Origin of the sequence: Bacteroides sp. CAG:633 (genome assembly GCF_000435115.1) — a bacterium.
Taxonomy (GTDB): Bacteria; Bacteroidota; Bacteroidia; order Bacteroidales; family Bacteroidaceae; genus Bacteroides; species Bacteroides ndongoniae.
In genome coordinates, this window is sequence record NZ_FR883034.1 from 59613 (window position 1) to 80780 (window position 21168).

18 protein-coding genes are annotated in these 21168 nt (G+C 45.8%); 1 reads left to right on the forward strand and 17 read right to left on the reverse strand.

Features of this window, described 5'->3' with window-relative positions; translation table 11 throughout:
• Nucleotides 1–10 precede the first annotated feature (10 nt).
• Entirely contained in the window at nt 11–1909 is a 1899-nt protein-coding gene (locus QVP67_RS04860) for an NAD(+) synthase (RefSeq protein ID WP_288179922.1), read from the forward strand.
• Between the two features lie 4 nt (nt 1910–1913).
• On the opposite strand, the gene QVP67_RS04865 is transcribed toward QVP67_RS04860, so the two are convergent.
• From QVP67_RS04865 to QVP67_RS04945, 17 genes are all read right to left on the reverse strand, one after another.
• Nucleotides 1914–2741, reverse strand: coding sequence for a transporter substrate-binding domain-containing protein (locus tag QVP67_RS04865; protein WP_022162439.1), 828 nt, complete (start codon nt 2739–2741; stop codon nt 1914–1916).
• Between the two features lie 30 nt (nt 2742–2771).
• On the reverse strand, nt 2772–4892 hold the full coding sequence (locus QVP67_RS04870; RefSeq protein ID WP_022162440.1) for a putative porin: 2121 nt from the start codon (nt 4890–4892) through the stop codon (nt 2772–2774).
• Between the two features lie 442 nt (nt 4893–5334).
• Nucleotides 5335–5877 (reverse strand): 2-oxoacid:acceptor oxidoreductase family protein, encoded by a 543-nt coding sequence (locus tag QVP67_RS04875; protein ID WP_022162441.1) that lies wholly within the window; start codon nt 5875–5877, stop codon nt 5335–5337.
• Nucleotides 5878–5895: 18 nt separating this feature from the next.
• Nucleotides 5896–6657, reverse strand: a complete 762-nt coding sequence (locus QVP67_RS04880; protein ID WP_022162442.1) for a thiamine pyrophosphate-dependent enzyme — start codon at nt 6655–6657, stop codon at nt 5896–5898.
• A 12-nt stretch (nt 6658–6669) separates the two neighbouring features.
• A complete protein-coding gene (locus tag QVP67_RS04885) occupies nt 6670–6843 on the reverse strand; it encodes a hypothetical protein (RefSeq protein WP_022162443.1) in 174 nt (57 codons plus the stop codon).
• Nucleotides 6844–6855: 12 nt separating this feature from the next.
• Nucleotides 6856–7941, reverse strand: coding sequence for a 3-methyl-2-oxobutanoate dehydrogenase subunit VorB (locus tag QVP67_RS04890; protein WP_022162444.1), 1086 nt, complete (start codon nt 7939–7941; stop codon nt 6856–6858).
• 12 nt (nt 7942–7953) lie between these two features.
• Nucleotides 7954–8181, reverse strand: coding sequence for a 4Fe-4S dicluster domain-containing protein (locus QVP67_RS04895; protein WP_022162445.1), 228 nt, complete (start codon nt 8179–8181; stop codon nt 7954–7956).
• A 20-nt stretch (nt 8182–8201) separates the two neighbouring features.
• Entirely contained in the window at nt 8202–8477 is a 276-nt protein-coding gene (locus QVP67_RS04900) for a tetratricopeptide repeat protein (protein ID WP_022162446.1), read from the reverse strand.
• Between the two features lie 498 nt (nt 8478–8975).
• On the reverse strand, nt 8976–9413 hold the full coding sequence (gene rpiB, locus QVP67_RS04905; protein WP_022162447.1) for a ribose 5-phosphate isomerase B: 438 nt from the start codon (nt 9411–9413) through the stop codon (nt 8976–8978).
• 117 nt (nt 9414–9530) lie between these two features.
• The gene (locus QVP67_RS04910; RefSeq protein WP_022162448.1) at nt 9531–11540 is read right to left on the reverse strand and encodes a transketolase family protein; all 2010 of its coding nucleotides are present in this window, start codon (nt 11538–11540) and stop codon (nt 9531–9533) included.
• Nucleotides 11541–11717: 177 nt separating this feature from the next.
• Entirely contained in the window at nt 11718–13262 is a 1545-nt protein-coding gene (locus tag QVP67_RS04915) for an alpha-N-arabinofuranosidase (protein WP_022162449.1), read from the reverse strand.
• 23 nt (nt 13263–13285) lie between these two features.
• Nucleotides 13286–14884 carry a xylulokinase gene (locus QVP67_RS04920; RefSeq protein WP_022162450.1) on the reverse strand — a complete coding sequence of 533 codons (1599 nt, stop codon included), beginning with the start codon at nt 14882–14884 and terminating at the stop codon, nt 13286–13288.
• A 146-nt stretch (nt 14885–15030) separates the two neighbouring features.
• Nucleotides 15031–16557, reverse strand: a complete 1527-nt coding sequence (gene araA, locus QVP67_RS04925) for an L-arabinose isomerase (RefSeq protein WP_022162451.1) — start codon at nt 16555–16557, stop codon at nt 15031–15033.
• Between the two features lie 98 nt (nt 16558–16655).
• Nucleotides 16656–17342 (reverse strand): L-ribulose-5-phosphate 4-epimerase, encoded by a 687-nt coding sequence (locus QVP67_RS04930; RefSeq protein WP_022162452.1) that lies wholly within the window; start codon nt 17340–17342, stop codon nt 16656–16658.
• Nucleotides 17343–17360: 18 nt separating this feature from the next.
• Nucleotides 17361–18038 (reverse strand): NUDIX hydrolase, encoded by a 678-nt coding sequence (locus QVP67_RS04935; RefSeq protein ID WP_022162453.1) that lies wholly within the window; start codon nt 18036–18038, stop codon nt 17361–17363.
• 117 nt (nt 18039–18155) lie between these two features.
• Complete coding sequence (locus QVP67_RS04940; RefSeq protein WP_022162454.1) at nt 18156–19901, reverse strand: sodium:solute symporter; 1746 nt, start codon at nt 19899–19901, stop codon at nt 18156–18158.
• A gap of 34 nt (nt 19902–19935) precedes the next feature.
• Complete coding sequence (locus tag QVP67_RS04945; protein ID WP_022162455.1) at nt 19936–21075, reverse strand: aldose epimerase family protein; 1140 nt, start codon at nt 21073–21075, stop codon at nt 19936–19938.
• Nucleotides 21076–21168 lie beyond the last annotated feature (93 nt).

The following is a 21168-nucleotide window of genomic DNA, read 5'->3' on the forward strand; positions in this document are numbered from 1 at the left end:
GGCGGCTGCCATTCCTTGTGTCAAGGTGGCAGACTGCAAGTTTAATGCAGGACAGATAGAAAAGCAAATTATCATTGCCGAAGGAAAAGGTGTTCAGATTATCACTTTTCCGGAACTGAGTATCACAGGGTATACTTGTGGTGACCTGTTTGCCCAGCAACTTCTGATAGAAGAAGCTGAAATGGGTTTGATTCAGATTGTAAACAATACACGCCAGCTTGACATTATTTCGATTGTCGGGATGCCTGTTGCTCTGAATGGCTCGTTACTGAATGCGGCAGTAGTTATTCAGAAAGGAAAAGTGCTGGGCGTAGTGCCTAAGACATATTTACCCAATTATAAAGAGTTTTACGAGAAGCGCTGGTTTACTTCGGCTTGTGAGATAAAGGACGACTCTGTTCGCTTATGCGGCCAGGTGGCTCCCTTAGGAAAGAATCTGTTGTTCGAAACTTCTGATACGACTTTCGGCATAGAAATCTGTGAGGATCTGTGGGCCCCCGTTCCACCCAGTTCTATGTTGGCTTTGCAGGGAGCCGAAATCGTGTTCAATATGTCGGCCGATACGGAAGCGATAGGCAAACATGCTTATCTTCGTTCGCTCATCAGTCAGCAGTCGGCTCGTTGTATTGCCGGATATGTATTTAGTTCGTGCGGTTTTGGTGAGTCTACGACCGATGTCGTTTTTGCCGGCAATGGGTTGATTTATGAGAATGGCACTTTGCTGGCGGCAAGCAAGCGTTTCTCGTTCGAAGAACAGATTGTTATCGGCGAGATTGATGTAGAATATCTTCGAACCGAGCGTAGGGTGAATACAACGTTTGCAACGTGCCGTTCGTATACGCCGCTTGATGCTCCCGTGTCGCGTATCTCTACGGAATATGTGAACAGTAAGGAACTGAACCTGACCCGTACGTTTGACGCTCATCCGTTTGTGCCGCAGGGATCTACGCTGGACGAACGTTGCGAGGAGATTTTTGCTATCCAGACTTCGGGACTTGCACAGAGGCTGCAACACACTCATGCTAAAAGTGCCGTTGTGGGCATTTCGGGCGGATTGGACTCTACATTGGCCTTATTGGTGTGCGTAAGGACTTTCGATAAACTGGGATGGTCGCGCAAAGGGATTGTAGGTGTGACTATGCCTGGATTTGGTACTACCGACCGTACACATACCAATGCGGTAGAGCTGATGAATTCGTTGGGAGTCACGGTACGCGAGGTAAGCATTAAGGAAGCTTGCATTCAGCATTTCAAGGATATAGACCATGACATAAACGTGCACGATGTGGTATATGAAAATTCGCAGGCCCGCGAACGTACTCAGATACTGATGGATATCGCCAACCAGACTTCCGGACTGGTGATCGGTACAGGCGATTTGTCGGAGTTGGCTTTGGGATGGGCTACTTACAATGGAGACCACATGTCCATGTATGGGGTCAACGGAAGTGTTCCCAAAACATTGGTAAAACATCTGGTGAAGTGGGTAGCAGAGAATGGTATGGACGAAACATCGCGTGCAACTCTGCTCGATATTGTAGATACACCCATCAGTCCGGAGCTGATTCCTGCCGACGAAGCCGGTAACATCAAGCAGATTACCGAAGACTTGGTAGGCCCTTACGAGTTGCATGACTTTTTCCTTTATTATTTCCTGCGTTGCGGTTTCCGTCCTTCCAAGATATATCTGTTGGCGACACGCACCTTTAAGGGCGTTTACGATGACGAAACTATCAAGAAATGGTTGTCGACTTTCTTCCGTCGCTTCTTTAACCAGCAGTTCAAGCGTTCTTGTCTGCCTGATGGTCCGAAGGTGGGAAGCATTGCCATCAGCCCTCGTGGCGATTGGAGGATGCCAAGCGATGCCTCTTCCAGTGCATGGCTGAAAGAAATTGAAGCCTTAGGTTGATTTCCTAAGGCTTCAAATAATATTTCTGATATAGCTTCTTGTATGTCTGGGTCTTCTTGAAAGTATCGAGCCAGGTGTTGAGACTATCCAGCAGGGCTGGCGACTGTTTGCTGACCGCCCAGGAATAGAACTGCGTAAAACTGATGTCGGTAGAAATATCAATTTGAGGCAGGCTGTCGATAGCCATGCGGGCTATGCTTTCGTTACATACGGCATAATCAATGTCACCGTGTGCTACCATTGCTATCAGTTGCTCAGGTCCGTATTTCTCTATTTCTTTTATATAGATTGTGTCGGCTATCTCATGGCTCAGGTTGCGGATGCGTAGAATCGAAGGAGCGTCTTTGACTACGTGCAGTGTCTTTCCGGCCAGTTCCAGTTGATTTTTGATGAACAAGGCTGAGTCTTGCGAAGTATGTGGCTTGCGTTGTACCAGCACTTCTTTGTTCAGGGCAATCGGATGGGTGAGCAAGAGCGAGTCCTTCAGTTCGCTGGTGGCAAGGACGTCGTAAGCTATCACGTCAAACTTCCCTTCGGCCAGTCCTTGCAGCCGTTTCTCAAAACTCATTTCAGGAGTGATGACTGTTTTCAGGCTGTGGTCGCGTGCGAATGCTTCAATCAGTTCGTAGTGGAATCCGGATAATGTATCGCCGTTAACAAAGAAACTGATGGAATTGTATTCGGTTGCCACATGGATGGCACCTTCGCCTGCTATCTCATGATAGTCGCGGGGATGGGTGACTTGTTTTTCTTTCGAAGGAAGAAGAAACGTGGCAATCAGCGTTGCAACGATTCCGAGTACAAGATATTTCAGTAATTTCTTCTTGTTCATGGATGGGTTTCTAGCTCTCTCTTTGATAAATTAATCATAGAAGTTCCACGATACACCCAGTTTCAGCAGACGGGGGTTGATGGGGTGGTGTGGGACAAGGAAATAGTTGCGGTTGCCCATACCAGCGTTGACGTGATACATCATGACGAAGATACGTGTACGCTTCAACTGCAGATTGGCATAGACATTGACTATCGGGTAACCACCAATTTTCACCTGATCATCGGCTGCCTGAAGGGTGAACTGTTGGATAGCCGGGGTGTATGCAGGTGCATGGTATTCGGTGAAGTAGCGTACGTCGGCTCCCAGCTGAACAGTCAAGACTTTCTTGGCAATCTTGGTCAGCAGATAGAAGTTGTGGTAAAGAGAAAGTTGCGGTAACGGCAGGACTGTCTCGTTACTTGATTTCTGCCAGGTGACTTCATTGTCCAGATGGAAAATACCAAGTTTGAAGTCCTGTTTCAGTGTAGCATCAATCACCTGGATGTTGCCACTGTTTTGGGCAGGTAATGCATGCTGATTGAAGTAGGTATAGTTCTTTATGTTTTCTACACCGGCCCGCAGGTTGGTTCTCCAGCGGTCGATGTTCAGCTCGCCTTCGACACGGGTACGGAACTCTTTATCCATATTGTCATTGTCCCAATAGAAGTGGTTGGAGTGATAATGACGCATATAAAAAGAGGGCAATGTATTCGTGATGTAGCCGCGTGCATAAAGGTTGACGGTATCTTTCCATAAACGGAAATTCAGATCCAAATCGCCGTGCACACGGAACTGTCCCAATGCTTTGTCTACGATACCTACTTCGCCGTCTACTCTGTAGTGCAAGGTCTTTCCTTCGCGTTTGGCCAGTTCGCCTCCTACATACACTTCCTGTTCGGTGTACTGGCTGAGTGGGCGGGGAGCTGTAATCAACGTGTCACCCATCATCTCGTATCGGCTGAACTTGTGTGAGATGTAGGCTGTAAGTCCGGCCTTGGCATATTTGTTGAATCCTTCGAGCAGAGCTATACCGAATGTGTTTTTCACACTGAACGCAACTGTCGAATCGTTGCTGAATCCGTTCTGGTAATAAGTACGGTTGTACATACCGTCGGTTTCGCTTCCGGCACGGTAGCGATGGCTGGAGCGTTCTATTTTCAGTGTATGGATGAAGCTGGTGACCGGAACAAATTCCGTGGTAATCGTCGTGTCCTGTGGCACAGGCGGAATGCTGTCGCCCTGTTGTGCCATGGCTTTCATCTGCTGATTGTCTTTCTTCTCTTCTACTTTGACTGTTTCGCGTTCGAAGCCAAGACGGTAGCGGTGAGTCAGGTAGACGTAGAAATTATGATTACGGTTGGAGGTCTGCTCCATCTTGACAGGAATGTTGGTCGATTCATATTCCTGTTTGCCTTCCGACATGTTTTCCGGACGGGTAATGTACTGGTCATCGGCAATACCACCGTTTTCGTTCATCTTCATGAAGAAGTTATTGTACATAGCCTGCAGCTGATACTTCTGGCCGATGTAACTGGCGAAAAGTCCTGCATTGAAATGGGCTGTAGACTGGTTGGCGTAGTAGCCGCGGCCATACAGATAATCGATATTGAATCCGAAAGCCAACCGTTTGTTGGCGTTGACCGAAAAATACGATTTAAACCGTTCTTCTCCGTTTATCTTGCTTCCGGCTTTGTAATAAGTCAGGTTGCTGTAGGGGATGTTACTGTTGGTAAAGTTGAGCTGATCCGGACGGAAGAAGAAACTGGAGAAAGGTTCTATAAAAATGGTCGGTGCTTCCTCTTGTCCCCGTTCGAAGAAGAGGCGTGACATGCGGGGAGAACCCAAATTACCCAGATAGTTATAGTGTCCGTTCATTCCTTCTACCAAGTTGGTGTTCTGGAAGTTGAGGGTTACAGTGTCTACTGGTATAATGGTTCGGTCGCCCAGTTTTTCACTCAAATGCCACATGTATAGTTTAGGAGGAAGGCTTTCGATCTGGGTACTTGTGCTATCTGTCAGGTTGTCTGGCTGCGTACTAGGATCGACCTGATTACCATACTGATCGCGCATTGTTGTACCCGAATTGACGGGAGTGAGGGTATTTTGTGCCTTCAGTCCCAAAGTCCCTATAATGGCTAATAATATATATGTCAGTACAAATCTTCTCATAATTAGGCGCAAAGATACAATAAATTCTTATTCGCATCTTTAATTCTCCCTTTTTTACTTCTTTTTTAGGATTGGAAGTCAGTAAGTGCTGGCCCAGGCGCATAACTGGAGAAAAATAGTGCACTACCTACTGCACTATGAGTGCAACAGGTATTGCACTGTCGGTGCAGTAGGTATTGCACAGTGAGTGCAGTAGTTATTGCACTGTAAGTGGAAGGTTGGGCGGTGGAGAGGGGTTAAGAGAAGAAATGTCTTTTCTTGATTTTAATCAGATGCTTTGGGGCTTAATAGACTATATCAGTAGACAGTTCCTGGAAGCGGTCTCTGCTTAGCTGGACACTTTGTCAGATAGCGTTCATTCTTAATTGGTCATGTACAGATACAAAAAAGGATGCGATTATCGCATCCTTTTTTACTCAACTGAATATTTGTGCCTTGCGGCTTATACTTCTTTGATCAGTTCCATGCCTCGTTTGATGGCTTCCTCGTTCATGGGGATGAGGTGATGATGCCGTTCGGGCAGGGTTTTCTTCAGGCCTTTGATGACGTTTTCCAGTGTGACGATAGGCATGATTTTCAGCAGACCGCCCAGTACAATCATGTTGAACGCCTTGGCGTTGTTCATTTCGTTGGCTGCATCCATAGCGTCGATGCGGTAAACGTGAATGTCTTTACGGGTGGGCGGGTTGATGATGCCGTATCCGTCGTAGATCAGGACACCACCGGGTTTAACCTTGCTTTCGAACTTTTCGAGCGACGGCTGGTTCAGGATGATGGCTGCATCGTACTTACTGAGGATGGGGGAGGAGATCTTATCATCGCTTACGATGACAGTTACGTTGGCCGTACCTCCACGCTGCTCCGGTCCGTAGGCAGGCATCCATGTCACTTCCTTGTCTTCCATCAATCCCGAGTAAGCCAGGATTTTACCCATGGACAGTACACCTTGTCCGCCGAAGCCAGATATGATGATTTCTGTTTTCATTGTCTTTCTTCTTTTGAATTATTTATCTTTCAAGTCTCCCAGCGGATAGAAGGGGAACATGTTCTCTTCCATCCATTTGTTAGCCTTCTCCGGCGACATTTTCCAGCCCGAGTTGCAGGTCGATACAATTTCGACAAGGTTGCTGCCTTTTCCGGCCATGGAGTTTTCGAATGCCTTTCGGATGGCTTTCTTGGCCTTTCGGATGGCGGGTACGGATTGTACGCTCTGGCGCGTTACGTAGGCTGTACCTTCCAGCTGTGCGGCGATATCGGCCATTTTCAGCGGATAGCCGTGCAGGTGTACGTCGCGTCCGTAAGGACAGGTAGCAGTCTTCATGCCGACAAGGGTAGTCGGAGCCATTTGTCCGCCGGTCATACCGTAGATGGCGTTGTTGATGAAAATGATGGTGATGTTTTCACCACGGTTCAGCGCATGGATGGTTTCGGCTGTACCGATGCAGGCCAAGTCGCCGTCGCCCTGATAGGTGAATACCAGTCGGCTGGGCCAGAGACGCTTGATGGCAGTGGCCAGTGCGGGCGCACGTCCGTGTGCGGCTTCCTGCCAGTCGATATCCAAATAGTTGTAGATGAATACGGCGCATCCTACCGGAGAGATTCCGATAGCTTTGTCTTCCATGCCCATCTCTTCGATTACCTCGGCTATCAGCTTGTGGACTACACCGTGGCTGCATCCCGGACAGTAGTGCATGGGGTTGTCGTTCATCAGAGTCGGTTTCTTGTAAACCAGATTCTCGGGCTTTATAATATCTTCTTTTGTCATAATCACTTCTCCTTATCTGTTGGTGAAACGTATGAAAAACTCCATTACCTTGACGAAAATGGCAGCACTGCAGACGTAGACGAACATCATGAAATCGTCTTTGGCCACAAAGTAAGTAATGACAGCTGCTACGGCAAGTATCAGGAAGAGGATGTTCAGCACGTTTCTTATTTTGTCAGAATCCATTCTTTACGTTCTTTATCCGTTGATTACTTTTTCTTTCAGAGCTGCCACGATTTCGTCGGGGTCGGGCACGATACCACCCAAGCGTCCGAAGTGTTCTACCTTGACTTTTCCGTTCACGGCCAGACGTACGTCTTCTACCATTTGGCCGGCATTCAGCTCTGTTACGAGGATACCTTTTACCTTGTCGGCATAAGCAGCAATTGCCTGTGTCGGGAAAGGCCACAGAGTGATAGGACGCAAGATTCCGACTTTGATACCTTCCTTACGTGCCAGTTCCATACTTTTCTGTCCGATACGTGCCATTGAGCCAAAGGCTATGATGAGGTAGTCGGCATCTTCGCAGTTGATTTCCTCGAAGCGCACTTCGTTCTTTTCAATTTCCCTGTATTTGGCCTGGAAACGGATGTTGTTCTTTTCCATTTCTTCGGGTTTCAGTTCGAGGGAAGTGATGATGTTGGGCTTGCGGTCTTTGGTCTTTCCGGTAGTGGCCCAAGGACATTGAGCGATAACTTCTTCGTCGGTGCGGCGTGGCTTTTGAGGAGGAAGCACTACTTTTTCCATCATCTGTCCGATAACGCCGTCGGCCAGGATGATAGCGGGGTTGCGGTACTTGAAAGCCAGTTCGAATCCCAGTCCTACGAAATCGGCCATTTCCTGTACCGAAGCCGGTGCAAGGGCTATCAGACGGTAATCGCCGTGTCCGCCGCCTTTGACGGTCTGGAAGTAATCGGCCTGGCTGGGCTGAATGGTTCCCAGTCCGGGGCCGCCGCGCATTACGTTTACAATGAGGCAGGGCAATTCGGCTCCGGCCAAGTAGGAGATACCTTCCTGTTTCAGGCTGACACCCGGGCTCGATGATGAGGTCATCACCATTTTACCGCTTCCTGCACCTCCATATACCATGTTGATGGCGGCTACTTCGCTTTCTGCCTGAAGCACTACCATGCCGGTGGTTTCCCAAGGCTTCAGTTCTGCAAGAGTTTCCAAAACCTCCGATTGAGGAGTGATGGGGTAACCGAAGTAACCGTCGGCTCCGCAACGTATAGCTGCGTGAGCGATGGCTTCGTTACCTTTCATTAATACAACTTCTTCTGCCATATTCAATCTGATTTATTCAACTTTTACTTTATAAACAGAGATACATCCGTCCGGACAAACTGTAGCGCACGATGCGCATCCGTTACACGTATCTTCCAATATCTGGTGGGCATAGTTATACCCTTTTACGTTCACCTCTTTGGTGAGGGCTATTACATGGAGTGGACAAGCCACGGCACACAGGTTGCAGCCTTTGCAACGTTCGGTGTCAACAACGATTGCTCCTTTGATTTTTGCCATAATTTACGTTCCTTTATATGTTATTGATTATACATGTCTTTGTTGTAGAAATTTAGAATATCCATCACCATGCGGTGGGCTTCCTTGGCCGGACTTTGCGGGTTGATGTCGATGGCATACTGATAATTGTTGAGTGCCTGTTGCCAGTTGCCCAGTTTCCGATAGGCATTTCCGCGCAGATAGTAAGCTTCGTCGAGGCACGAGGAAGCACTTTGCAGAAATTCGTCAAGTTGCCGGATGGCTTGTTCTACATTTCCTTGGTTGATAAGCTCTTTGATGGTGACTAATGATTCCATATTTTATTCAGCATCGGGTTTATTCAACCACAAAGATAGTTTTTATTTGCAGACATCAAGCATCTTATATGTGAAAAATAGTAATGAATCGCCTTACTTACAGTGTTTTTCTATCAGAATGTCAGAAAAGGGGTGCGCATGAACTGTATTCTAAAGAATGGCGCTTTACAGATGATGGTGTTCTGTAACTCGTATAGATAGTGTTTGTAAGGTATGCAAGTGTTGCTCGTGAACCGTACAAGTGTTGTTCGTGAGCCGTGCAAGTGTTATTCGCGAGCCGTTTGAAGGGGCTCTGTCAAGGGGGGGAGGTGGGAGAGTATTAGGGAGTCGACTGTGAAGTAGCGGATAGAAAGATAATAAAAAAACAGGTATAGAACAATCGTGACTTCTGCCGCAGATTGCAATAGGGCAGTACTGGTCACTATTCTTCTATACCTGAATGGAGAAAGCAAAACAGGGAGCTTTCTTTGTAGAGAAACGCTTTTGCTGTATTTTCTCTTATTTGCTTACGGGAATCTTATCGATTCGACGTTGGTGGCGTCCACCTTCGAATGCTGTGTTGAAGAATTCGGTCAGAATCTTGTCTGCTTCGTCCGTAGTGATGAAACGACCGGGCATTACGAGCACATTGGCATCGTTGTGCTGGCGTGCCAGATGAGATATTTCGGGAATCCAGCACAGTGCGGCACGAATGCCTTGGTGTTTGTTCAGGGTCATGTTGATTCCGTTACCGCTTCCGCAGATGGCAATGCCCGGATAGCACTCGCCTGCTTCTACAGCGTTGGCCAGCGGATGGGCGAAGTCGGGATAGTCGCAACTTTCGGTAGAGTAGGTACCAAAATCTTTATATTCCCAGCCTTTGGCTTCCAGCCAGGTACGTACGTATTGCTTCAGTTCGTATCCTGCATGGTCGGAAGCAATTCCTATTGTCTTCATTTCTTATTTCGGTTTAAGATTTAATATTCTGATTGCAATGATTGACAGAACGCAGGCAGGCAAAAGAAGTTGCACTGTCTGCGTTCAATATGGTTTGGACGAGAGGTCTTCAACCGTTTAGAGCATGGCTTTTACCTGCTTGTAAACGTTGTCGGCCGTAAAGCCCAATTTTTCATCCAATACTTTGTAAGGAGCAGAGAAACCGAATGATTCCAAACCCCAGATTTTGCCATGTGCACCTACCAAGCCTTGCAGGTTGACAGGCAGACCGGCAGTCAGGCCGAATACTTTGGCATCGGCCGGAATAATGCTTTCCTGATATCCGGGTGCCTGGCTGCGGAACAGACCTTCGGACGGAGCTGATACGATACGTACCTTGACACCATCTTTACGCAACAGTTCGGCTCCTGCTACCAGTGTAGACACTTCAGAACCAGAAGCTACCAGGATAACATCGGGATTGGCATCGGAACCTGCTACGATGTAAGCACCCTTGGCTGCTTGTGAGTAGTCGTTGCCTGCGGGCAGATTGGCAATGTTCTGACGTGAGAAGATCAGGGCTGTAGGAGTAGTCGTATTCTCCATGGCCAGTCTCCATGCTACAGTAGTCTCTTCGGCATCGGCCGGGCGGAGTACCAATGTAGAATTGTGACCTTTATGATTCTTCAGTTTCTCCATCAGACGGATTTGTGCTTCCTGTTCTACCGGTTCGTGAGTCGGGCCATCTTCGCCTACGCGGAAGGCATCGTGTGTCCAGATGAACTTCACAGGAACTTCCATGAGGGCAGCCATACGAACTGCGGGCTTCATGTAGTCGGAGAATACGAAGAATGTACCGCAAGCCGGAATTACACCACCGTGCAGAGCCATACCGATGCAGCAGCAAGCCATAGTCAGCTCGGCTACACCTGCCTGGAAGAAAGCACCGGTGAAGTCACCTTTCTGGAAGGCATGTGTCTTCTTCAGGAAACCGTCGGTCTTGTCAGAGTTGGAAAGGTCGGCAGAAGCAACAATCATGTTTTCTACCTGAGTTGCCAAAGCACCCAGTACGGTAGCCGATGCGGCACGTGTGGCAGCTCCTGCCTTTTGCTCGATAGCTTCCCAGTTGACTTGAGGAGCTTTGCCAGAGAAGAATTGCTCCAGTTTGGCTGCCTTTTCCGGGTTAGCCTGAGCCCAAGCAGCTTTTTCAGCATACTTTTGCTTCATGATTTCTTTCAGTTCGGCAGCACGTTTGGCATACAGCTCTTCTACTTCGGGGAAGATGACAAACGGATTGGTAGGATCGCCACCCAGATTCTTGATGGTATTGATGTATGCATCGCCACCCAGCGGGGCACCGTGTGTAGCACAGTTGGCTTCGTAGCTGCTGCCGTCGGCCTTGCGTGCTCCCTTACCCATAACAGTATGACCGATGATAAGGGTAGGACGTTCTTGTTCAGCCTTAGCCTCGTTCAGGGCATTGCGAATTTCGTCGGCATTATTTCCGTCGATCTTAATCACTTTCCAACCCCATGCCTCATATTTCTTGGCAGTATCTTCGATAGTTACAGCTTTAGTTTCGGTAGAAAGCTGAATATCGTTGGAGTCGTAGAACATGATCAGGTTGTCCAATCCCAGTGTTCCTGCAATACGTCCTGCACCTTGAGAAATCTCTTCTTGTATACCACCGTCGGATATATAAGCATAAATGGTCTGATTCATAACCTCGCCAAAACGTGCTTTCAGGAATTTGGCTGCGATGGCTGCACCTACAGCAAAAGTATGTCCTTGACCGAGCGGGCCGGATGTGTTTTCAATTCCACGCATAACGTCACGTTCGGGATGTCCCGGAGTCGGGCTTCCCCATTGACGGAATTCTTTTAATTCATCCAATGTGAACTTGCCTGTTAATGCGAGCTGTGAGTAAAGCATCGGTGACATATGACCCGGGTCAAGGAAGAAGCGGTCGCGTCCTTCCCATGTCGGGTTTTCAGGATCATATACCAGAAATTCAGAGAACAGTACATTGACAAAGTCGGCGCCACCCATTGCGCCACCCGGGTGTCCGGAATTAGCTTTCTCAACCATAGAAGCAGCAAGGATACGAATGTTGTTTGCTGCAAGGTTCATAAGTTTGTTGTCGTTCATATTGATAATAAATTAGTTTTTGTTAGCTTGATAGAGCAGAGTAACTAACGCTTGTTCATAAATGACAGGGACAAAGATAACTCTTTATGTGCAATTAGCAACAAGGAAAGTTACTCTTTTTTTCCAGATATTTTTGCCTTCTTCTTGTTTAAAGTACAATAAGTCTTTTGCTCTGATTTACTGTAACTCGACAGTAACAATCGACTTGGCCGGAAGTTTGATTTTCATAACGCCTTTATTGATTTTTACTTCTTTAAAGGGAGCTGGTTTGACTTTTTCCGGATTTTCGAATGAGTTATAGTCGGTAACATCCTTAGAAGTAAGTATTTCGCCTACAGCTTTCTTTGCTTCAATGCCGGGCAGGTTTACAATAACTTCCTGAGCATTTTCTACATCAACATTGGAGATTGAAAGGTGAACTTTACCGTTCTTGTCTTTCGAAGCTGTTGCACTGATCATAGGCAGTTTGCGGTTGTCGCGTACGTTCATCGTGTCGCAGTTTAGTTCGAGAGGCAGATAGGTAGCGTCCTGATGTACTTTATACATTTTGAATACGTAATACGTAGGGGTCAATACCATCTCTTTACCTTTGGTCAGAATCATAGACTGGAGTACATTGACAATTTGTGCAATGTTTGCCATTTTCAGACGATCGGTATATTTGTGGAAAATATCCAGTGACAGAGAAGCTACAAAAGCATCGCGCAGTGTGTTTTGCTGATAGAGGTGGCCTTTGATGGTACCCGGTTCTTCGTCCCACCATGTGCCCCATTCGTCCAGAATCAGTGCTACGTTTTTCTGAGGATCATATTGGTCCATAATGGCACAGTGCTTCTTGATGACATCTTCTATCTCGCGGCATTTGCCCATGGTCCAGTAATAATCTTCCGTATTAAACTGGGTAGCCGAACCTTTGCTTCCGCTCCATCCGGTTACTGTGTAATAGTGCAAAGACAATCCGTTCATGCGCGCTCCTACACGATCCATCAGAACTTTTGTCCAGTTGTAGTCGTAGTCGCTGGCACCACTGGCTATCTTGTACAGATTGTTTCCATCGTAATTGCGGCAGTAGGTAGAGTAACGGCGGTACAAATCGGCGTAATATTCAGGACGCATGCTACCACCGCATCCCCAGCTTTCATTTCCTACTCCCAGGTATTTTACCTTCCAAGCTTTGTCGCGGCCATTTTTCCGGCGCAGATTAGCCATCGGAGAGTCGCCTTCCGAAGTCATATATTCTACCCATTTGGCCAGCTCTTCTACAGTACCGCTACCTACATTTCCGCTGATGTATGGCTCACAGCCCAACATCTCGCAAAGGTTCAGGAACTCGTGCGTTCCGAAGCTGTTGTCTTCGATGGTACCTCCCCAGTTGTTGTTTACCATTTTGGGGCGATTTTCTTTGGGACCGATACCGTCCATCCAGTGGTATTCGTCGGCAAAGCAACCACCCGGCCAGCGGAGCACTGGGACTTGCAGATCTTTGAGGGCATTGAATACGTCGGTGCGGTAACCTTTGATATTGGGAATATCAGAGTTCTCGCCTACCCATAAGCCTCCATAGATACAGGTACCTAGATGTTCGGCAAACTGGCCATAGATTTCCTTGGGGATAATTTGTGTACCTTGTTCGGCCTGTACAGTGATAGTTGCATTCTTTTGTGCGGACAGTGACAGGGAAGCTGTCAAGAAAAGACCGCTGATGATTAATTTACTTTTCATAAAAGTAGTCTTTTTCTGTTGGGTTATTTTTTGAATTTTGCAGCTGCTTCTTCAATAGGTAAACCAGCTTTATAGTTTTCGATATATGCGTTGAAGCCTGCAACGTCTTCTGCCGTCGGAGCAATCTCGACACCGGCATCTCCGGCAAATACGTTTTCGTCCAGGAAGTCGGCCAACGACTGTTTCTTGTCATTGTTTACCAGATACGATCCTAACAGAGCAATACCCCAGGCACCACCTTCACCGGCAGTTTCCATAACCGAGATAGGAGAGTTGATAGCAGCAGCCAATATTCTTTGACCTACTCCTTTGGTCTTGAACAAGCCACCATGGCCGGTAATTCGGTCTACTTTAATCTTTTCTTCGTTGAAGAGAATGTCGTTACCTATTTTAAGTACTCCTACAGAAGCATGGAGGTGAGCACGCATGAAGTTGGCCAAATTGAACTTATCGTTGGCTGAACGTACAAACAAAGGTCTTCCTTCAGCAAGGCCAGTAACAGGCTCTCCTGAAATATAGTTGTATGAGATCAAGCCTCCGCAGTCGGTGTCGCCTGTCAGTGCGTGGTTGTAGAGCTTACCATAGATTTCGTTCATGTCTACAGGAATGCCCATGAGTTCCTGATATTCCTTGAACAGATTGACCCAGGCATTGAGGTCGGAAGTACAGTTGTTGCAATGTACCATAGCTACCAGGCTACCGTCGGGGGTAGTAACCATATCGATCATCTCGTAAGGTTTCGACAGGTCCTTTTCAAGTACAATCATCGAGAATGAGGAAGTTCCGGCAGAAACGTTTCCTGTGCGTTGTTTTACAGCATTGGTAGCAACCATACCTGTACCAGCGTCGCCTTCTGGCGGACATACGGGGATACCGGCTTTCAGGTGTCCGGATACATCAAGTCTCTTGGCTCCTTCGGCTGTAAGGGAACCTGCATTTTCACCAGCCAGTAATACTTTGGGAAGAATGTCGAGTAATGTCCATTTGAATCCTTGGGGAGCAATAAGATTATTGAATTTGGAAACCATTTCGGCTGAATAATCTTTCGTATTCGGATCGATGGGGAGCATACCGGATGCATCGCCGATGCCTAATACCTTCTGGCCTGTAATCTGCCAGTGTACGTAGCCGGCAAGAGTGGTCAGGAAATCGATGTCTTTTACATGCTCTTCTTTGTTTAAGATAGCTTGATACAAGTGCGAAATACTCCATCTCAGAGGGATGTTGTAGACAAACAGCTCGGACAGGGTAGCAGCTGCTTCTCCTGTATTGGTATTTCTCCAGGTGCGGAAAGGAACAAGGATTTCCTGTTCTTTGTTGAACGCCATGTAACCATGCATCATAGCGCTGATACCGATGGCTGCCAGAGTTTCTATTTCGATGCCATATAACTCTTTTACATTGGAACGAAGATCTGAATAGCAGTCTTGCAATCCGTTCCAAATGGCATCAATACTATATGTCCAAAGACCATCGACCAATTGGTTTTCCCATGTATGGCTACCTTGCGCAATGGGCTTGTTTTCCTGGTCGATTAAAACTGCTTTGATTCTTGTGGATCCGAATTCTATACCAAGGATGGCTTTACCGGTTTCGATAGTTGATTTTGCATCTAATTTCATAATGGAACTAATGGTTTAAGGTACAACGTTAATGTAAAGTTAGAAATATCTGTAATTTGCAGCTTTTGCAACTTACTTAAAAGTATAAAAGTGCTGCAAACGATTGCTCGTTGAGCACTTTTATACATGGTTATGCTATTGGATGATTAGCAAAGAGCTTTGTTCAGCATATAGTACACTTCGTTCATGCGCAGTTCTTTCTTGAATTCGCTGATTGTAGTGTCTTTGTTGATATGTACCATTTCGATACCTGCGATTTCGGCATAGTCTTCCCAATATTCGGCAGTGAGGTCGTAAGAGAAGCATGAATGGTGAGTACCACCAGCCAGAATCCATGCACCTGCGCCAATTTCGAAATTAGGCATCGGTTTCCACAAAGCAGAAGCAACGGGCAACTTAGGCAGTGGCTTCGGCTCGATGCATTCTACATCGTTTACGATGAGGCGGAAGCGGTTGCCAAGGTCAACAACTGTAGCTGTACATCCTTTGCCTACCTTTGAAGTAAATACCAGACGGGCAGTTTCGCTCTTGCGGATACCTATACCCAGGAAATGTACTTCCAAACGTGGCTTTTTAGCGGCGATTAACGGACATACCTCCAACATGTGTGCCTGAAGGATAGAGCTGTTCTCTCCATTGAAGTTCAAAGTGTAGTCTTCGAGGAATGAGCAACCTGTAGGCAGACCTTGATTCATTACCCAAACAGTGCGGTAGAGTGCTGCTGATTTCCAGTCGCCTTCGGCACCGAAACCATAACCTTCGGCCATCAGACGTTGTGATGCCAAGCCAGGAATTTGGTCGAAATAGCTGCCGTCAGTTTGTCCGAGGTCGTCGAAGTTGGTTGTGAAACCTTTGGCGCCTTTGTCCTTCAATATAGCGCGCAATGCAAGCTCTGCTTTGGCAGAGTTCCATACCTTCTCATAAGCGGCAGTACGTCCGTCTTCCAATTCAGCATCGTGGTCGTAAAGGCGGAAGTATTCGTCTACCAATGCTTTTACTTCTTCGTCCTTTACCTTTGCGTGATATTCCATCAGCTCGCTAACCGGGCAGTAGTCTACATGGTAGCCCATACGTTGTTCTGCTTCAACTTTATCACCATCGGTTACAGCTACGTTGTTCATCTGGTCGCCGAAACGGATGATGAGCATGTCTTGTGCATCGGCCCATCCGGCGCAAACACGCATCCAAACTGCGATCTTGTTTTGTGTTTCTTCTTCTTTCCAGTAGCCTACTACTACTTTGCGACGAATACGCATGCGTGTGCAAATGTGGCCAAATTCACGGTCGCCGTGTGCACTTTGGTTCAAGTTCATGAAGTCCATATCCATGGTATCCCAAGGAATTTCCTTGTTGTACTGTGTGTGCAAGTGGAGCAAAGGTTTCTTTAATTGCTGCAAACCATGAATCCACATTTTGGCGGGCGAGAAGGTGTGCATCCAAGTGATAACACCGATACACTTTTCTTCATTGTTGGCAGCTTTAAAAACTGCTTCTACTTCTTTTGAAGAATTGGCTGTTCCTTTATATACAACTTTTACAGGCAGTTTACCTGACTCATTCAGTCCTTTTACCATTTCATTGCTGTGTGCGTCTACTGCGATTACAGCGTCTCCTCCGTACAGAAGCTGTGCTCCTGTTACGAACCATACTTCATATTGATCAAATGCGTTCATAATACTATTATTTTTAAGTGGTTGGTTAATTATTCTTGTTAGTTATTATTGTATGTCTTAAGCTTCTTGTTTAAAATAGGGGGCAGGGCATTACTATTTTATTTTTGCCCATAATAAGCATTAGGACCATGTTTGCGGTTGAAATGCTTCTCGATGAGCAATGGATTCATTGTCAAATTGGGATTGACAGCATAGGCTATTGAGGCCATTTTAGCTACTTGCTCCATAACGACGGCATTATGTACGGCATCATGTGCATCTTTCCCCCATGAGAATGGTCCGTGATTTTTTACCAATACTCCTGGTGTATGTACAGGATTCAGTCCTTCGAAACGTTTAACGATGACATTTCCTGTTTCCAATTCGTAAGCGCCTTTAACTTCGGCTTCTGTCATGTCGGCAGTGCAGGGGATAGCATCGTGGAAATAGTCGGCATGGGTTGTGCCGATATTCGGAATATCGCATCCTGCTTGTGCCCAAGCTGTGGCATATGTAGAGTGTGTATGTACTACTCCGCCAATTTCAGGGAAAGCCTTGTATAATACTATATGGGTAGGAGTATCTGAAGACGGTTTAAGTTTGCCTTCCACGACTTTTCCGTCGAGGTCTACTACAACCATGTCTTCAGCTTTCATTTCGTCATAACTTACGCCACTTGGTTTAATGACGACCAAGCCAGTTTCGCGGTCAATTCCGGAAACATTGCCCCAAGTAAAGATGACCAGGCCATGCTTTACTAAATCGAGGTTAGCGCGAAATACTTTTTCTTTTAATTCTTCTAACATATGTTTTATGTTTAAATGTTACAGTTTAAATTTCGGAGCTTTGCGATAAACTTTTTCATTGAACTGATAGAGGGCAGCACCTCGTTTCGAACTTGTTTTGTCTATGAGGTCTGTTTTCTCTATATAATCCATTTCTGCTATCCGTTTGCGGAAGTTCCGTTTGTCTATGGCTTCTCCATAAATGGCTTCGTACAAGCTTTGCAGTTGTGATAAGGTGAATAATTTAGGCAGAAGATTGAAGCCGATAGGAGCAACCGATGCTTTTTGTTGCATGAGGGCACGTGCTTGCTCTACCATTGCTTGGTGATCGAATATCAATGGTGGAAGTTCATTTATATTAACCCAAAATGCATTGTGTCTTTGTACTAGTTCGCGGTCGTATTCGTTGATGTTGATAAGTGCATAATAGGCAATGGATACAACTCGTTCGCCTGGGTCACGGTCTATAGCTCCAAAAGAGCTGACTTGTTCCATATATACTTGATCCAATCCGGTGAGTTCTGCTAAAACTCGTTTCGCTGCATCGTCTACACTCTCATTCTCTTGAACGAATCCACCCATTAGTGACCATTCGCCTAATGCAGGTTCAAAATTTCGTTTCAGGAGTAATAAATTCAGTTCTCCTTCATAAAATCCAAAAATGATACAGTCTACAGATACGTAGAACTTAGGATTGATGCTGTAATAATTGCTCATTGATAAATGCACTGTTAAGTGAGTAATACAACTTTCGCAACATTTATAATTAGGAGTTTTGTAACTCCTAATTATAAATATGATTTTCTATTCGTGAAATGTGAACATTTCATGAAATTACCAGAAGTAGGCATAGAACAAAGCGCAGAGGATGATTACGCCCAAAGTAGCGATAACATCCCATTTGTTCCAGCTCTTCGCGATTTCTTCTTTGTAGCTTCCGGTAAATGTAATGGCTTCTATCTGTTCTGCTGTAGGTTTCGGAGTGAAGCAAGAAACAACTGCCATCAATACAAGCAGGAATACTAATAACCAGACTTCGAAGATCAGCCAGTTTGTTTGCCAGAACCATGAAGTGTATTCCCAGAAGGCGCCGTCCATAGTGGCTTTACCGGAATCTGTGATAACATTGGTAAGCAAACGTACCATACCAATCAGGAAACCGCCGATAAGTCCCCATTCACCAGCTTTGGGAGTAATTTTTTTGGAGAATATACCCAATGTGAATACGGCTACCATAGCAGGAGCGATTAATGATTGGATATCTTGCAGATACGAGTACAGGTTACCCATATTCATCATAATAGGCATCCATGCCAATCCCAGAAGAACTACAACGACAGTTGCGATACGGCCTACAAGTACGTAATGGCTTTCGCTCATGCCTTTTTTCATAGGTTTATAGAAATCTTCTGTAAATAAGGTAGCGCAGCTATTGAAGAATGCGGCCAAAGATGCAACAAGGGCGCAGACAAATCCGATAGTAACAATACCTTTGACACCTGCGGGCAATATGTTTTTCACCATCATGGCAAATGCACCGTCTGTGTCATGAGTATTGGTAATATCCATAACGATACCACTACCAGTTTTCTGTGCAAGTGCGTAAGCTACCATTCCAGGAATCAGGAACATAAATACGGGTAACAATTTAAAGTATCCGGCAGCAATACTACCACGACGAGCACGTTTCATTACTACATCATTGGCCTCTCCTTTTTGTTGACCCAATACACGTTGCACGATATGCTGGTCGGTACACCAATACCAAAAACCGATGATAGAAGCACCAAGGAAAACTACATATCCGGGGAATTGCTGATACATAGGATCGGCGGGATCGGTATGGAACATGTGGGTTGTACCAAAACCGTCGTGAGCAGCGTTACATACAGCCATCATTTGTGACCATCCTTCGCTTATGCTGCCATCTCCTAACATGTTAAGACCCAGGAACAAAACAAGGAAAGAACCGATGATAAGAATCGGAGTCTGAATGGCAGACAAAGTCATTACGCCTTTCATACCTCCAAAGACCGTAAACACTGCAGTAACAACAATCAGACCAATGGCACCATACCAGAACGGTAGGCCGAGAAGGTATTCAAAGAAAATACCACCTGTGAAAGCTGTTACAGAAACTTTTGTCAGGACGTATGCGATCAGCGTGATGATTGACAGCCAAGAACCGGTACGTTGTGTATAGCGGAACTTCAGGAAGTCGGGCATTGTGATGATTTTACCCATTTTGTTGTTCAACAATTGATAAAATGGTACGAACAACCATCCCAAGATAAGTATCATCCAGCCTTGCATTTCCCAGTGTGCCATTCCTACACCGTCTTTAGCTCCAGTACCTGCAAGACCTACCAGGTGTTCTGATCCAATATTGGCTGCGAAAATAGCTGCACCAATAATATACCAAGGTTCACCTTTTCCAAAGAGGTAGTCCTGACTGTCGGCTCCTTTCATCTTTTCTTTGTCTTTCTTTATGGCATGACAAATTGCCCATACGATAGCAATGATGCCAACGGCAAGAACTGCCCAATCGAGCCAGATAAATTCATTTGTATTCCAATTCATAATTGCTCAATGTTTTATAGTATTAAATTAAGATTTATTTCTCTACACCGAATTTAAAGATACATTCGCTGTTGTAAGTTTGACCTGGCTCAAGGATTACAGAAGGCCACTCGGGCTTATTGGGGCTATCAGGATAGTGTTGTGTTTCCAGACAAACAGAGGCACGTTGATTATATACTATACCTTTCTTTCCTGTAACAGTTCCGTCAAGGAAATTACCGGAATATACTTGGATTCCTGGCTCGTTGGTATATACTTCCAGCGTGATGCCGGTTTCGGGTGATGTCAGTTTCGCCGCCAGCTTGGTGATATCGCCATTGGTATTTAATACCCAATTGTGGTCATATCCGTTTCCGTTTTTCAATTGGATAAAGTCGTAATTATTGATATCTTGTCCTACAGCTTTAGGAGTTGTAAAGTCCATAGGAGTATCTTTCACAGGCAGAATTTCTCCAGTGGTCATGAATGTGCTGTCAACAGGAGTATAGTTGTCTGCATTTACATATAAGATGTGGTCTGTTGCTGCTTTGGCAGGATTTCCCGACAAGTTGAAATAAGAATGGTTGGTCATATTAATAACAGTTTTCTTGTCGGTAGTTGCACTGTATTTGATGTCAATGGCATTGTCTTCTGTCAGTTTGTAGGTTACTTTGGCTGTAACATTACCGGGGAAGTTTTCATCTCCATCAGGTGAAATACGTGTCAATTCCAATGTCGTGCCGTCAATAGGGTTGGCATTATATACTTGATATTGCCATCCTTTAGGACCGCCATGCAGGCAATGTCCGAAATTGTTTTGGGGCAGTTGTATAGTGTCTCCATCCAATACAATCCGGCCTTGGTTGATTCGGTTTGCATAACGTCCGATAGAAGCTCCAAAATCGCTCGGAACATTAATGTAGTCGGCGATGCTGTCGAATCCTAAAACCACATCTTGCATATTCCCGTTTTTATCAGGAACCATTATGGAAACAATACGGCCACCGAAGTTCGTGATACAAACTTCCATTCCAGCTTTATTCTTTAATGTATAAAGGTTGGTTTGGGCGTTGTTTACCTCTGTTTGAAACTTTGTGGGATTTAAACCGGATAAGGTAAGCTGAGTTTCCGGTTTCTGTGTGCAGGATGCTAATATACATGCAGCTATTCCTGCTGAAAGAAAGTAATTCCTCATGGCGTTATTTTTATTTGTGAATTAGATGTTTATCTTATTTCGGGTGTAAAAGTAACACTTTTATTTGATGTGAGGTATACACTTCTGTATGTT